Raw genomic sequence first — 13,653 nt, 5'->3', positions numbered from 1 at the left:
GTCCTGAGTCGTGGGGTGAACGCTGCGTCAACCAACGCTGTCATTGGAGAATCGGGGCTTCGGTGAAAGTGACCGGGTCAAAAAATATTTCGCTGTTATTGGCATCGCAGCGCACGCTGAAAGTGAACGTGCCACCGGACGAACTCGACACGTACACCCGTGTAATCCCCTCGGCATCGGCATAATTCTGTTCGGGACGGATCACCGCCGAGCCGCTACTGCCGCTGACGGGTACGGCAAACCAGCGCACCAGACGGTTGCGCCCGGGGTTTCGATAGTTGTCGCGCAGCGTGGCGTACAACGCGACTTCCTGCCCCGCAGGAACCGGCTCCAGCGGCACCAGAGACGTTAATGGTCCCGGGAAGGAGAGCGTCTCGGGGTCATCGGAGATGTTGATGGTCGGAGCCTGTTGCGCGTCGATCAGGTCAAGCCAGAACAGTGGCGTTTCCTGCCCCATGACCTTGCCCGGCAGATACTCGACCGATACCGTTCCGTCGACATCGGTGGCCTTGGTCGCAAGTGTGCCGAGGCTCACCTGCCAGTACACATTGACACCCCTCAATGGCCGCTTGTCGGCATCGCGCAGCGTCACGGTAAACGTCACTTTCTCGCCGGGTTTGCCGGCCACCACCTCAGTCTTGTCTACAACACAGGTCATGGTGACCAGCGGTTGCGCTACCTCATCGGCGAAGGCGCCCTCCGACTCACGGTTGCCTGAAAGGCTGAACAGCGAGCGCTCGGCAGCGACTCGATAAGCCTCCCTGTCTACGGTCTGTGGCAGGTTTCCCACGAGGAAAATCGTCAGGGCATCCATGCCGCTGTCCCGGGCCAATACGCGGATGCGCATCAGCAAATCGAGCTGGGGCAGTGTCTTGAGAATCTTCAACGTCGGGTCGATGCGGCTGACACACTCACGCACCTCCTGCACGCTCCAGTCGAAAAACGCCGCCAACCGCAACGCGGCCGCTTCCTGTGCCAGGCGCAACGCATCGCCTGTCAGAGGGCTGGGCAATGCATTGACCTGACGCAGGTAATCGAGCAGTTTGCCGGCCGGCTGCTCGCTCAGCTCGAAAGCCCGACCCAGTGTGCTCAGGTAATACAGGGTACGGATAGACAGCAGATGTCGATCGTTCTGAGCCATCCAGGCCTTATGGCCGTATTGCAGAAAATCTTCGAGCAACACCGCAGACAGATCCAGCTTGTTCGTCACGGCGCTGCGACGTCGCACATCAGCCAACAGGCTCAGCAGCGGGTCGGGTTGTTCAGAAGCACGTGCAGCGTGGCTGAGCGCATCAGCGGCATCACGATCGGCACGCGCGCTGACCTGAGACAACAATTGATAAACCGTGGACTTTGCCCAGGTCAGCATCAGCAATCCGCGTTCGATATCAAGGCCGGTGTACGCCACCAGGCACTCCCTGGCGACCGAGAACTGCGCTTCCCGCGCCTGCAACAGCACGCCAAGCATTCGCTCGACAAGCGCGCCCCGAACACTGGCATCGTCCTCGCCCAGCCCTTCCCTGATGGCCTGGTCGAAAATCTCCCGGGCAAGGCTCAAGTATTGGGCCTCGGGTAATTGCAGATCGATGATCAACCCCTTGTGGTCGACCAGCTTGGTCAGCAATTGCAGCCAGTCCAGCCCCTCCAGCGAGGGTACGCCAGCCATCGACAACCCGGCATTGTTGAACAGCGTCGCCGGCAGCAGGTTGAGAATCTGCTCAAACAACCGACGCTCAGCTTGCGTGGCCACCGCCAGCGCCTGCAGCGGTGCCACCTGATTCAACATCCACAGGACAGGGATTTCGCGATCCCTGCACCAGGAAACACAGGCGTGCAGGGCATCAATCAGATTGAGCACATCCGGTGGGGTTTCGCTTTCGAGCCGTGTGTACAGGCGCGGTACGCCTGCGAGCCCGTCGACCCAGCGCTCGCCACCCAACAGGGTCAGCATCAGCACCCCTTCGACCGGGGTGATGCCCAGTAACCGTGGCAACTTCACCAATCGGTAGAAACTCGAAATGACTGCCGGGGTGCGCCAGAGCGTGCCGTTAAACCCGTGTGCCCGTTCGATCGCGACCGCAAGGTAGGCATACGTCTGCAGATCGATAGCCAATCCGCTGCACAACTGGCTGATCGTCAGCTCCGCCCCAGACTGCACCGGCAGCGTCGCAAATGCTTCGCCGTCCAGCACCAGCGGCTGACGATAATTGCCCTGGCTGTTGAAGGTACGATCGAACAGTGACAGGGCATCGGCACGGCCGTAAATCGGGATTTCATCGATAAATACCGCGAAGTCCTCTGCCGAACAGCCATAACGTTCACGCAGCGATTGAAACAAGCCAAGGGCCTGCACCTGATGGGTGGAAATCCACCACGGGTCTGCCAGTTTCGCCTGACGTGCCTCTGCCCTGATCGCCGCCGTCAACAACGCATCCACCTGCTCGCTGGGCAGCTCCAGCCATCGATCCAGGCGCAACTTGCGATTCATTCGCTCGTAGCGGTCAATGGTGTCCGGGTCTTGTGTAAAACGATGCAGAAAAGTTGCGCTGTCTTCACTGTAAGCAATGCCGAGTGCCGGGCTGGTCGCGGCATTGAGATACACCGAGCCGGATCGCTGGCTCTCGTCAGCGCCCGGCTGCTCGTTCTCATACACGGTGACGTTGGCCGAACGCGTCGGGGCGAATTCGCGAATCGACAGCAACGACTCGATATCCCGGGTGTCCAGCCCTGTTTGCTGGCCAAAGAACTTCACCTGATTGAGGTCCTGCCAATCGTCTCCGGTCGTACCAAAGTTGCGTTGGTAATATTCGAGTTTGTTTGCCTCGTCAGTGGGCGCTTCCGTCAACAGTTCACGCTGGTGAGGCCCCAACCGCGACGCATGGGTAAAGGCGCGACCTGCATCGTTGTCCCACGCCTCGGGCTGCAGGAAGTAGGGATAGGCCAAATCCACCATCTGGACGATATTGCCCACCGACAAGCCGTGTTCACGGGCGACAAAATCAAGCGTGACCCAGTGCTGGTAGTACGGCAGACCGTTGGGATAACGGGTCTGGATCAACGCCTCTTCGAGGTCAGCAGTGTTATCGTTTTCCTTGATGAACGTCTCGAGCACCGGGACGATGATGTCCAGCGCCGACACCGCCTGATGCACGGCATTGAAGTCAACCAGCAGCCTCTTCAGATCCTGACGACGCCTATGCAAATCGAGTTTTTCGGCGCTGCCGACGGCGTATATTTTCTCCTCGATCCAGCGCAACAGCTCGATCAGGTAGGCCACCGGGGAGACGATTGACTCCAGTGCCTGCGGCGGGCACAGGCCATCGAAATCTGGGGAGAACAGTTGCTCGTAGCTTGGCCCTTCGACCCTCGACAACAGGCCGCTGGCGGGGCGGGTGACCCGGGCGTTCGAACCGCTCAACGAGTGTTCGATGAACCGGCGCCGGACAAAAACAGCCAGGCTGTTGGCTCTGCGTAAAAATGTCTGCGCATCGTCGGGGTTCAACCGGTAATGCTTGACCAGCCCCTGAACGCCTTGCTCGACCAGCGGAAAAATCGAACCACCGTTTTCGAGGTGTTCACAAAAATCGGCGTAGCTTTCCCGCTGTTCGTCACTGAATACTTGTTTCAGCCACTGCTGCACTGGGCGGATCAAAGGCTCGGTCATGGTCGGGCTCCCGGAGCAATCGACGCTATCTCGAAACGCTCGCTTTCAACCCAGTCGGATACGGTCGAGCCATCCGCTGCGTCGGTGATGGTTTGTTGGAATCGACACCACTGGCCGCCCGGGAGCAGGGGTTGCGTGGCCTCGCCGCACCAGCCTTCAGCAGTGACGGCAATGCCTGCGCTCAGCACGGTTTCAGGGTTGAACCAGGGCACTACGCGCCCGACGCCCGTGCGGCCTTTGCCGACGAAGCGCAGCGGATTTTCTACCCAGAACCCCGGCGCCGGTTCATCGAACGCTGGCAAATATGTGCCCAGTACCACTGGAAGTGCAGCCGAGGCGGCAGATTGGAAATCATCACGCGAAGCCACCGCCACCAGATCCGCGGGGCCGAGGGACTGCCCCGTTTCAAGCATCAATGACCAGGTACGGTCTTCAAGCACCGGAGCGCTCGCTCGCACCGTGCCTCCGTTGCCTGTCAGCGTCACAAGAACGGTGTCACCCGGATAGCCGAAGCCGGACACAACGACCTGACGACCGACATGCACGCCTCGCCCGGGGCTTTCGATAACGGGGGCGGCAGGCACCACTTTGTAAGTGCGCGGAGCGCTTTCCTTTGACTCGTGGGTCTCGAGAAATTGCCGGCCTTTTACGGTGTAATTGCCGACCGGCGACGTTACCTCGGCACGCCATTTTCCCAAAGAGTCGACCGGAACTTTATCGAGCAGGATTTCACTCGGATTTTCACGCCAGATCGTCACTTGACCAAAGGGTTCGGCGGTGCCCGAAAGCGTCGAGGTACGGGCCAGCGATTGATTCGGCGCCGGCACCTCGATGACCGGCGGCACCACCACTACAAAATAGCTGCGCACGGCACTGGGCAAAGAGGGTCTGCCAGCAATGGTTTGCACGGCATCGATCTGGTATTTGCGAAACTCGAGTTTTTTCAGTTCGACGAACCAGGCGCCATGAGTGGTCAGCCGTTTCGGCTCACCCAGATTCCGCCCGAATTGCGCGTCCCGCAGTTGCAACGTCGCACCGCTGTAGCCGTTGATACCGCGCACGGTCATGTCGTAGTGGGTGTCTGCGTTTTCACCCGGCTCGGTGATGACCGGTTTTTCCGGGCTGACCGAAAACGCTTGCGAAACTGGCGGCGAAGGACGTCCGGCAACGGTCTGGATCACTGTCACGGTGTGCTGCTTGTCCGGAGCGAATCCCGCGTCGCGCTTGAAGGTCCATGTGCCGCTGGTGCCGACCGGCCGGTGCTCGGTCGCACTGTCGCTGTACTTCAGGCTCAACGTCGCGCCGGGCCAGCAGGTGCCGGAGATTTTCGGTGACAGTCCATCGTCCTCGACGGCAGTGATGATGGGGGCCAGCAGCGGCACGGTGATCGTCATTTCCACCGGGTCGGAAGCCAGCGCACCGTCCTTTTGCACCAATAGCACCACCTTGGTGGTGTTCGGTTCCCAGCGTGCAGATGCCTGTGCCGACCAAACCTGAGCCGATACCGATGCCGGCGGCGCAATCGCCGCTCCGGTAGCCTTGTCCGTCACGTGCACCGTCGCGCCACTGATCCCCTTGCCAGTGAGTATCGGCGTGTAATCGACCACCGTATAAGACAGGTCGGTTGGCGCTGGAAAACGGTCGATATTGATGATCCGCTTTACCGCATCCGACACCGCATTACCCAGTTTTTGCAGGATGAGTACCGTGCGCGTCGAACCTGGCGCCCAGGCTTGAGAAGCCCGGGTCGACCAGCCTTGCGCCGTGACGGTGGTTGCCGGCGCAACCGCATTGCCATTGGCCTCGTCGGTAACCTCGACCGATGCGTTGGTAACGCCCTTTCCGGTGAAGGTGGGGGTGTAATTGGAAACGGTGTAAGTCACCTCCGTGGGCGCCGGCAACTTCGATGAAGTCTTGAACAGGTACTCGTGGGAGGGAATCCAGCCCCCGGCGTTATCGGAAACCTTCTGCACGATCTTCAGATCGTAGTCGCCGATGGGCCAGTTCTGTGAAGTTGCTCTCCAACTGCCTGCGGACACAACTACAGCAGGTGGCAGCGTCGCACCTGCCGGGCCTTTGACAATCGTGATCTCGACTGTGGCGTTGGTAAGCCCTGCACCGGAAAACTCGATGGTAGTGAGTGTCGGGTAAATGACGCTGACTGCGGTCAGTGCGGGCGGGCGAACCTTGAAAGTACGTGGCGGACCCGCATCAGAAGTAACCCCTGACACCGTTTGCTTTGCGACGATCGTGAACGAACCGAACGGCATGTCTCGGGTGAACGTCGTGACCCGCCATTGTCCGTTGCTATCTGCTGTGCCCTGGCCAATCTTGAATGAATGTTCTAAATCCTTGAGGACTTCGACGACGGCGCCTGAAACAGCTCGCCCCCCAGCGATTGTGCCTCTCGGATCGGTCACTGCGCCTTCGGCCGGCGTCGTGATTGTCGGGCGCAGAAGCAAGGTGAAGAATTGCGGAGTGGTCCAATCATTCATGTCACGGTGGCCAGCCGTGATATCGACGCGACCGCCGTCAGGGTAGTTGGACTGGTTGAATGATGCTTCCCATGTATCGTCAGGCTTGACGGTTGTCGTGGCGTGTAACACAGCGCCCCCCGGTGTCATCACATCGATGACTTTGCCTGGCGTGCCTCGGCCTTTGATCAGCAATCCGCTGGCCGACTGAAGCACAGCGCCGTTCGCCGGAGAGTCGACGCGTGGTGCCACGTACCTTGGCTTGAGGTTAACGATATTGGACTTACCGGAGTTCTGGTTGCCAATGATTTGCTCGGCGTAGAAAGCCAATACGCCGGGTGGCAACCCGATGGAGGTATTCCACCTCCCGTTGCTCAGGACAGGAGCAGTACCCACTGGAATTTCGGTACCGTTGTACTGACACTTCAAGTGAATTGTGCCGGGGACAAGCCCGTTTCTACCGGAAACAGTGAACGGTTTCTCGACATCGATCTCGGCTCCGGAAGTCGGAACCTCAATGATCGGTTTCTGTGCTGGATAGATATCAAGGCCCCAGCCTTCGTGGGGTTCAACATCGTTGTTGGTTCCGTCGTAGTCAACCCTGATTGCCAGCGACACGCCATAATCAGGAGGACCGAGCGGGGAGTCGAGCAGAACTTCGTAATCGTGCCATTGGGTGTCCTGACGCATGGAGTCAGGGGAGTCCTTGCGAACCCAGTCACGAGCTTGAAGACCCACATCGATATTGGCGCGATACCAGTTCCCGGAGCGCGTGGTCATTTTGTAACGCAAGGTCTTCACATAGATGCGGCCGGATTCGAACTTGTACCGGCACACCATCTGAGTTTGCAGCTGCGGCACTCGGGGGTGGGTCTGGTAAAGCGATGTTTCGACCGCATCCGCCCAGAACACCTCGGAAAACTGCGCTCCATCGCCCAGTTCCTTGAGTGATCCGTCTGCCAGTTTCGTGACCTGAGCGACACTGATCTGAACCTTTTCAGTCTCAAGCCAGGCTCGTCCTTTCTCGTCGTCCTCGACGGTTTCGTTCATGTCGGCAGTGCTCCGGGCAATGGATCGCTCACGTTGTGGGATCAACATACGTGTGCTCATTGCGCGCAACCACTGTCAGAACTGACAGTTCAAAAGATCCAATTCATCTAAAAAAACATTGTTTGATTACTAGAACAGCTAAGGCTTTCCACGCCCTATTTCGACACCCGCAGCAAACTACATCGCCTTGTGCCTTTGCCTACAGATCCGTCAGAATCCGCCGGCTTGTGCGCCTTGCCGATGCCCCGTAACGTGATCCGTGCCGCTGCCAATCAGTGGTCGGGTTCAGTCGCCCGGGGGGTTCACCAATGTGCATAAGCGTCATCAAGTCGGGTATTCCCTATCCCCGCACTCGATGGTGGCTGTCGCAGGTCGCCTTGGGGCGCAACGGTTTTTAGTGATGGTTTCCCCCGGTCGACTGAACTTGCGTCCAGCCGCCACCCTCGCGCAATTCCGTGGATCGCGGCATGCAGATGTTCCCCGTTGCGGCGCAGAAGACGCTGGACAGTGAGCGGGGGATTGCTGTGGGTCAGCTCATGAATAGACGTTGTCTGGGCTGATGCATTCGCGGGCAAGCCCGCTCCCACAGGGATTTGTAGTGTGCACAAACGCTTTGATCAACCGAGAACACTGTGGGAGCCGGCTTGCCCGCGATTGCAATCGTGCGAGCGCCGCCGAAGTCAGGCCGAAGCCGGCAATGGCTGGAAGCTGAAGTACTGGCGCAGCGCCTCGACCAGTTGCCCGTATTCCGGAGGCGGGCATTGCAGGCTGAAGCCGGCATCGTAATGCAACGGTGTGGCGTCTTCCTGGCACCACAGGCAACACGCGTTGAGGTCGATCACCTGCTGGCAAGCATCGCTGGCAGGGATTTTCAGGCGTAGATGGAATTCGGCGCCGATCATCATCGGCAACTGACTGATGAGCATCAACCCGTCTTCGGACACGTTGCCCAGAAAACCGATGGGTTTGTCGGTGACGCTGTTGTACACCCGGAGGAAGTACGGCAGTTGATGCCGTTCGATTCGGCGGTCGGTAAACATGCGCAGTACGCCATGCAAGGCTCCATCACAGAGCCGCACCTTTGCTTCGGAACGTGCCTGTCTCGCAGACACGCTCTCCCCGCTCCCGGTGTGACGGTCGCCAATACGCCATCACCTCAACCTCTACCAGTCGCAGGTGTTGCCCCGGTTCAGACGCCAGGCGCGAACCGGATCACTGGACTATAGCTCAGCTTGTACAGTCAGCCAGCGTTTGTATGACACCCGGCATCAGAAGCGTTGCGGACCTGGCACGGCCACTGCGCTGCGCGTCGGGTAATGGCCCAGGCTCTGCAGGGTTTCCAGGCGCGCGCGAGCACGGAAGGCGTATTCGCTGTTGGGGTACGAGGCGATGATGAATTGGTAGGTCTGCGCGGCGTCGATGTACATTTTTTGCCGTTCCAGACACTGGCCACGCATCATCGACACTTCCGGCCACACATACGGGCGGGCCCGGCTGGCGCGTTCGACCTTGGACAGTTCGAGCATCACCTGCTCGCAATTGCCCCGGTCATAAGCGCTGTAGGCATTGTTCAGATGATGGTTCATCGACCAACGGGTGCAGCCCGTGACGGCGAGGACGCTGAGGGCAAGGGCGGCAATGGGCACGAATCGCATGGGGTATTCTCCTGTCTTGTGATCATTATCGACCTCGGGCGAGAAATCTTCAGAGCCCTTTGTTCCGATTGTCGCGTTCAATAAAGAAAACAATAAGTAGTGCAAACGAACAATGACTACACCCAAAGAGCGTAGTAGCCTCTGCGAGCGCTTGAACCTGAGGAGTCTTTGCATGTCAGTCCGTCGTACCAAAATCGTCGCTACCCTTGGCCCGGCCAGTAACTCGCCGGAAGTTCTCGAACAGCTGATTCTGGCTGGTCTGGACGTCGCCCGTCTGAACTTCTCCCACGGCACCCCCGACGAGCACAAGGCTCGCGCGAAGCTGGTGCGTGACCTCGCGGCCAAGCACGGTCGCTTCGTCGCCCTGCTGGGTGACCTGCAAGGCCCGAAAATCCGTATCGCCAAATTCGCCAACAAGCGCATCGAGCTGAAGATCGGTGACAAGTTCACCTTCTCCACCAGCCATCCGCTGACCGAAGGCAACCAGCAAGTGGTCGGCATCGACTACCCGGATCTGGTCAAGGACTGCGGCGTGGGCGACGAGTTGCTGCTCGACGATGGTCGCGTAGTGATGCGCGTCGAAACCGCCACCGCGACCGAACTGCACTGCATCGTGACCATCGGCGGCCCGCTGTCCGACCACAAAGGCATCAACCGTCGCGGCGGCGGCCTGACCGCGCCAGCCCTGACTGAAAAAGACAAGGCCGACATCAAGCTCGCCGCCGAAATGGAAGTCGACTACCTCGCCGTGTCCTTCCCGCGTGATGCGGCCGACATGAACTACGCCCGTCAACTGCGCGACGAAGCCGGCGGCACTGCCTGGCTGGTGGCGAAGATCGAACGCGCCGAAGCCGTGGCCGATGACGAAACCCTCGACGGTCTGATCAAGGCCTCCGACGCCGTCATGGTTGCCCGTGGCGACCTCGGTGTGGAAATCGGCGACGCCGAGCTGGTGGGCATTCAGAAGAAGATCATTCTGCACGCACGCCGCCACAACAAAGCGGTGATCGTGGCGACCCAGATGATGGAGTCGATGATCCAGAACCCGATGCCGACCCGCGCCGAAGTGTCCGACGTGGCCAACGCCGTGCTCGACTACACCGACGCCGTGATGCTGTCTGCCGAATCCGCTGCCGGCGCTTATCCGCTGGAAGCCGTGCAGGCCATGGCGCGCATCTGCGTTGGCGCCGAGAAGCACCCGACCAGCAAGACCTCCAGCCACCGCATCGGCAAGGAATTCGAGCGCTGCGACGAGAGCATTGCGTTGGCGACCATGTACACCGCCAACCACTTCCCGGGCGTCAAGGCGATCATCGCGCTGACCGAGAGCGGCTACACCCCGCTGATCATGTCGCGTATCCGTTCGTCGGTGCCGATCTACTGCTTCACCCCGCACCGCGAAGCCCAGGCCCGCGCGGCGATGTTCCGTGGCGTGTACACCGTTCCGTTCGATCCGGCTTCACTGGCCCCGAACGAAGTCAGCCAGAAAGCCATCGACGAGCTGGTCAAGCGCGGCGTCGTGGAAAAAGGCGACTGGGTCATCCTGACCAAGGGCGACAGCTACCACACCACCGGTGGCACCAACGGCATGAAGATCCTGCACGTGGGCGATCCACAGGTCTGAGTGATTCGCTGAAAAACAAAAGCCCCGGCATGTGAGTGTCGGGGCTTTTTGCATTCGGATCCAACAGATTTTGTATCGGCTCTGGCCTCATCGCTGGCAAGTCAGCTCCCACAGGGCTAGGCGGTGATCACAGATCTTGCATCCACCACAAAAACTGTGGGAGCTGGCTTGCCAGCGATGAGGCCAGCCCGGCCAGCGAACCTATCAATGCCGCTTGATAAACCCGGTCAATGCCGCCAACGCCTCCGGCGAGCGCAAGCGTTGGGTGAACAGCGCGCCCTCCTCCTCGATCACCTTACGAATCAACTCGCGATCCGGTGCCCTCATCAATTGCTTGCTGATGCGCACCGCGTCCGGCGGCAATTCATCGAAACGCAACGCCATCTCCCGCGCCTTGTTCAGCGCCGCTTCGCCGCTGCCCAGCGCCTCGCTGGCGATGCCCCACTGCGCCGCTTGCTCCCCCGTGAAGCCTTCGCCGAGCAACAACAACTCGGCCGCTTTGGCCTGCCCGAGCAAACGCGGCAGGATCAGGCTGGAACCGAACTCCGGGCACAGCCCCAGGTTGACGAACGGCATGCGCAACCGCGCATCGCGGCTGACGTAAACCAGATCGCAATGCAGTAGCAACGTGGTGCCGATGCCCACCGCCGCGCCTGCCACGGCGGCGATCACCGGCTTGCGGCATTCGAGCAGATTGAGCATGAAGTGGAACACCGGGCTGTCGAGGTCGCTCGGCGGTTGCTGGATGAAGTCGGCGATGTCGTTGCCGGCGGTGAAGCATTCGGCGCTGCCAGTGATCAGCACGGCATTGATTTCAGGATCGCTGTCGGCCTGCTTCAGGGCCTCGGCAAGGCGACTGTACATCGCGCGGGTCAGGGCGTTTTTCTTGTCCGGGCGGTTGAGGCGCAGGGTAAGCAAACCGCGTTCGCGTTCCAGCAGGATGGCTTCGGTCATCAGCGTTACTCAACATTAAAAAGGGCTGACAAAGTTCTTTTTTGGTGAGGCAAAACTTCTGTGGTGAGGGGATTTATCCCCGATTGAGTGCGCAGCACTCACAAAATCCTGGGGCCGCTGCGCAGCCCATCGGGGATAAATCCCCTCGCCACAGGGTTCCGCTTTGCTCCAAAAGGATCAGCGCTTAACGGCGGGACAAAAACACATCGGCCAGCAGTTGATTGCGCGGCAGTCCGGCCAGGTACAGACGCTTGGCAAACGCATCGACGCTGGCCGTTGAGCCGCAGACTAAGGCCAGGGTCTGCCGTGAAACAAGGCGCAGTTGCGCCAAAGCGGCGGCTGACTCGGCCGCCGTCCATAGCTCGACGCTGAGGTTTTCGCGCTGCGCGGCGAGCGCCGCCAGAGGTTTGGCCAGATAGTGCTCGCGCGCGTCATGAGCCAGGTGAATGACGCGGATGGCGCCTTGGTGATCCTGACGCAAGGCTTCGCGCAGCACGCCGAACAGTGGCCCCAGCCCGGTGCCGGCGGCCAGCAGCCACAGCGGGCGCGCGTGCCAGTCCGGGTCGTAATGCAGGGCGCCGCCGCGCAGCTCGCCGAGGCGGATCGTGTCGCCGATCTGCAGGCGCCGCGCCGCATCGCTGAATTCGCCGGGCTGGCGACAGTCGAGGTGGAATTCGAGATAGCGGTCTTCCTGCGGCAGACTCGCCAGCGAATACGGTCGGGCGATGTGGTTGATCCACAGCACCAGATGTTGCCCGGCGCTGTAGCGCAGCGGTCGTTGCGGGGTCAGGCGCAAACGCAGCACGTTGTCGCTGAGCCAGTCCAGCGCCTCGACCAGCGCCGGGCGACCGTCAGTGAGCGGGTCGAACGTGTGTACCTGCAAGTCTTGCGTGACCTGACACTGACAGGCCAGCCGCCAGCCCTCCTGGCGCTGTTCAGCACTCAAGGCGTCCGGGCGACTGTCGGCGGGCAAGCCGTTCACGCACTGCACCAGACAGGCATGGCAACTGCCGGCGCGGCAGCTGTAAGGCACCGCGACGCCGTGCTGATTCAGCGCGTCGAGCAAATTGCTGCCCGCCGTCACCGACCATTGCCGGTCACCGACCCGAAGTTCAGGCATCCACATTCTCCCACGCCGCTGCACAGCGATTGCGCCCGTCGCGCTTGGCCCGGTACAGCGCCTGATCGGCGCGCTGCAAGGCATCGTCCAGATCATCGCCCAGTTCCAGCAGGGTCATGCCCGCCGAGAGGCTGAGGTTGCGCACATTCAGCCCCACCAGTTCAACGTCGGTGAAAGCAATGCGCAGGCGTTCACAGCAAGCAGTCAAGCGTTCGGCATCGCAGTCGGGCAGCAACACCACGAACTCCTCGCCACCGTAACGCGCCAGCACGTCGCCGTCACGCAGACAGGCACCCGCCACGCCAGCGAATGCCTGCAACACCTGATCGCCGGCGGCATGGCCGTGCAAATCGTTGATGCGCTTGAAATGGTCGAGATCGATCAGCGCCAGACCGTGAACCACACCCGGCTCCATGTCGTCGAGTTCGCGGGAAGCCAGACGCAGAAAATGCCGGCGGTTGAACAGCCCGGTCAACTCATCGGTGGCCACCAGATCTTCGAGCTGGCGCATCATGCCGCGCAGGGTGTCCTGATGCGCCTGCAGGGCAAACCGGCGCTGGCGCATGCGTTGTCGTGAGACCTGGACAAAGCGTGCGTAAATCACCAGCCACGCCAGGACCATCGCCAGAATGCACACCTGCAACGCCGCCAGCGCCGGATCCGGCAGACGGAAGTGGTAGCCGTCCCAGAGGGTGATCGCACAGAAACTGAAAAACACCAGCAGCGCACAACGAATGAACGCGCGACGGGTTAAATGAAACAGGCCGAACAGCAGGATCAGCACGTAGAACACCAGAAACGCGCCGCGTGCTTCGTCCAGATGAGCGATCAGCCAGGTCTGCCAGCCGAGCCCGAGCAGCACTTGCGCTTCGGTCAGGCTGGGGTCGGCAAAGCGCTGGTTGCGCCCGGACCAGAACAGCGCAAACAACGTCGCCTGGCAGATCACCACCAGCGCGCTGCCGATGGCCACGCTGTTCAGTGATTGCGGGTAATGCCCGGTGAAAAACGCCAGCCACAGCAGCAGCAAAGCCAATCCATAGGTGGCCGCAGCGAGGGCGAAGCGTTTGAGCAAAAGACGTTGAATGGCGTTATGGGTCAATCGTTGACTCACC

The 13,653-nt window shown here is 60.5% G+C and carries 8 protein-coding genes; 1 reads left to right on the top strand and 7 read right to left on the bottom strand.

Annotation, left to right across the window (positions count from 1 at the left end; genetic code table 11):
* Window positions 1-40: 40 nt before the first annotated feature.
* The 4 genes from B1722_RS06125 to B1722_RS06110 form a co-directional block, all read right to left on the bottom strand.
* A complete protein-coding gene (locus B1722_RS06125; RefSeq protein WP_086791842.1) occupies window positions 41-3,664 on the bottom strand; it encodes a Tc toxin subunit A in 3,624 nt (1,207 codons plus the stop codon).
* Window positions 3,661-7,188 (bottom strand): hypothetical protein, encoded by a 3,528-nt coding sequence (locus B1722_RS06120; protein ID WP_140395988.1) that lies wholly within the window; start codon window positions 7,186-7,188, stop codon window positions 3,661-3,663. The genes B1722_RS06125 and B1722_RS06120 overlap by 4 nt, the downstream gene beginning before the upstream one ends.
* Before the next feature lie 680 nt (window positions 7,189-7,868).
* A complete protein-coding gene (locus tag B1722_RS06115) occupies window positions 7,869-8,228 on the bottom strand; it encodes a PilZ domain-containing protein (protein WP_041068491.1) in 360 nt (119 codons plus the stop codon).
* A gap of 228 nt (window positions 8,229-8,456) precedes the next feature.
* The gene (locus B1722_RS06110) at window positions 8,457-8,843 is read right to left on the bottom strand and encodes a tol-pal system YbgF family protein (protein ID WP_041068489.1); all 387 of its coding nucleotides are present in this window, start codon (window positions 8,841-8,843) and stop codon (window positions 8,457-8,459) included.
* Window positions 8,844-9,015: 172 nt separating this feature from the next.
* Between B1722_RS06110 and pyk the strand changes: the two genes are divergently transcribed.
* The gene (gene pyk, locus B1722_RS06105) at window positions 9,016-10,467 is read left to right on the top strand and encodes a pyruvate kinase (RefSeq protein ID WP_041068487.1); all 1,452 of its coding nucleotides are present in this window, start codon (window positions 9,016-9,018) and stop codon (window positions 10,465-10,467) included.
* A gap of 204 nt (window positions 10,468-10,671) precedes the next feature.
* On the opposite strand, the gene B1722_RS06100 is transcribed toward pyk, so the two are convergent.
* From B1722_RS06100 to B1722_RS06090, 3 genes are all read right to left on the bottom strand, one after another.
* Window positions 10,672-11,421 (bottom strand): enoyl-CoA hydratase-related protein, encoded by a 750-nt coding sequence (locus B1722_RS06100; RefSeq protein ID WP_041068485.1) that lies wholly within the window; start codon window positions 11,419-11,421, stop codon window positions 10,672-10,674.
* A gap of 184 nt (window positions 11,422-11,605) precedes the next feature.
* A complete protein-coding gene (locus B1722_RS06095) occupies window positions 11,606-12,541 on the bottom strand; it encodes an iron-sulfur-binding ferredoxin reductase (protein ID WP_041068483.1) in 936 nt (311 codons plus the stop codon).
* Window positions 12,534-13,640 (bottom strand): GGDEF domain-containing protein, encoded by a 1,107-nt coding sequence (locus tag B1722_RS06090; RefSeq protein WP_041068481.1) that lies wholly within the window; start codon window positions 13,638-13,640, stop codon window positions 12,534-12,536. Before B1722_RS06090 ends, B1722_RS06095 begins: the two co-directional genes overlap by 8 nt.
* Between the last annotated feature and the right edge of the window lie 13 nt (window positions 13,641-13,653).

Source organism: Pseudomonas sp. SCPG-7 (assembly GCF_002156405.1).
Lineage (GTDB): Bacteria > Pseudomonadota > Gammaproteobacteria > Pseudomonadales > Pseudomonadaceae > Aquipseudomonas > Aquipseudomonas parakoreensis.
The sequence above is the reverse complement of the archived record's forward strand: the minus strand, read 5'-3'. Positions and strand labels throughout refer to the sequence as shown.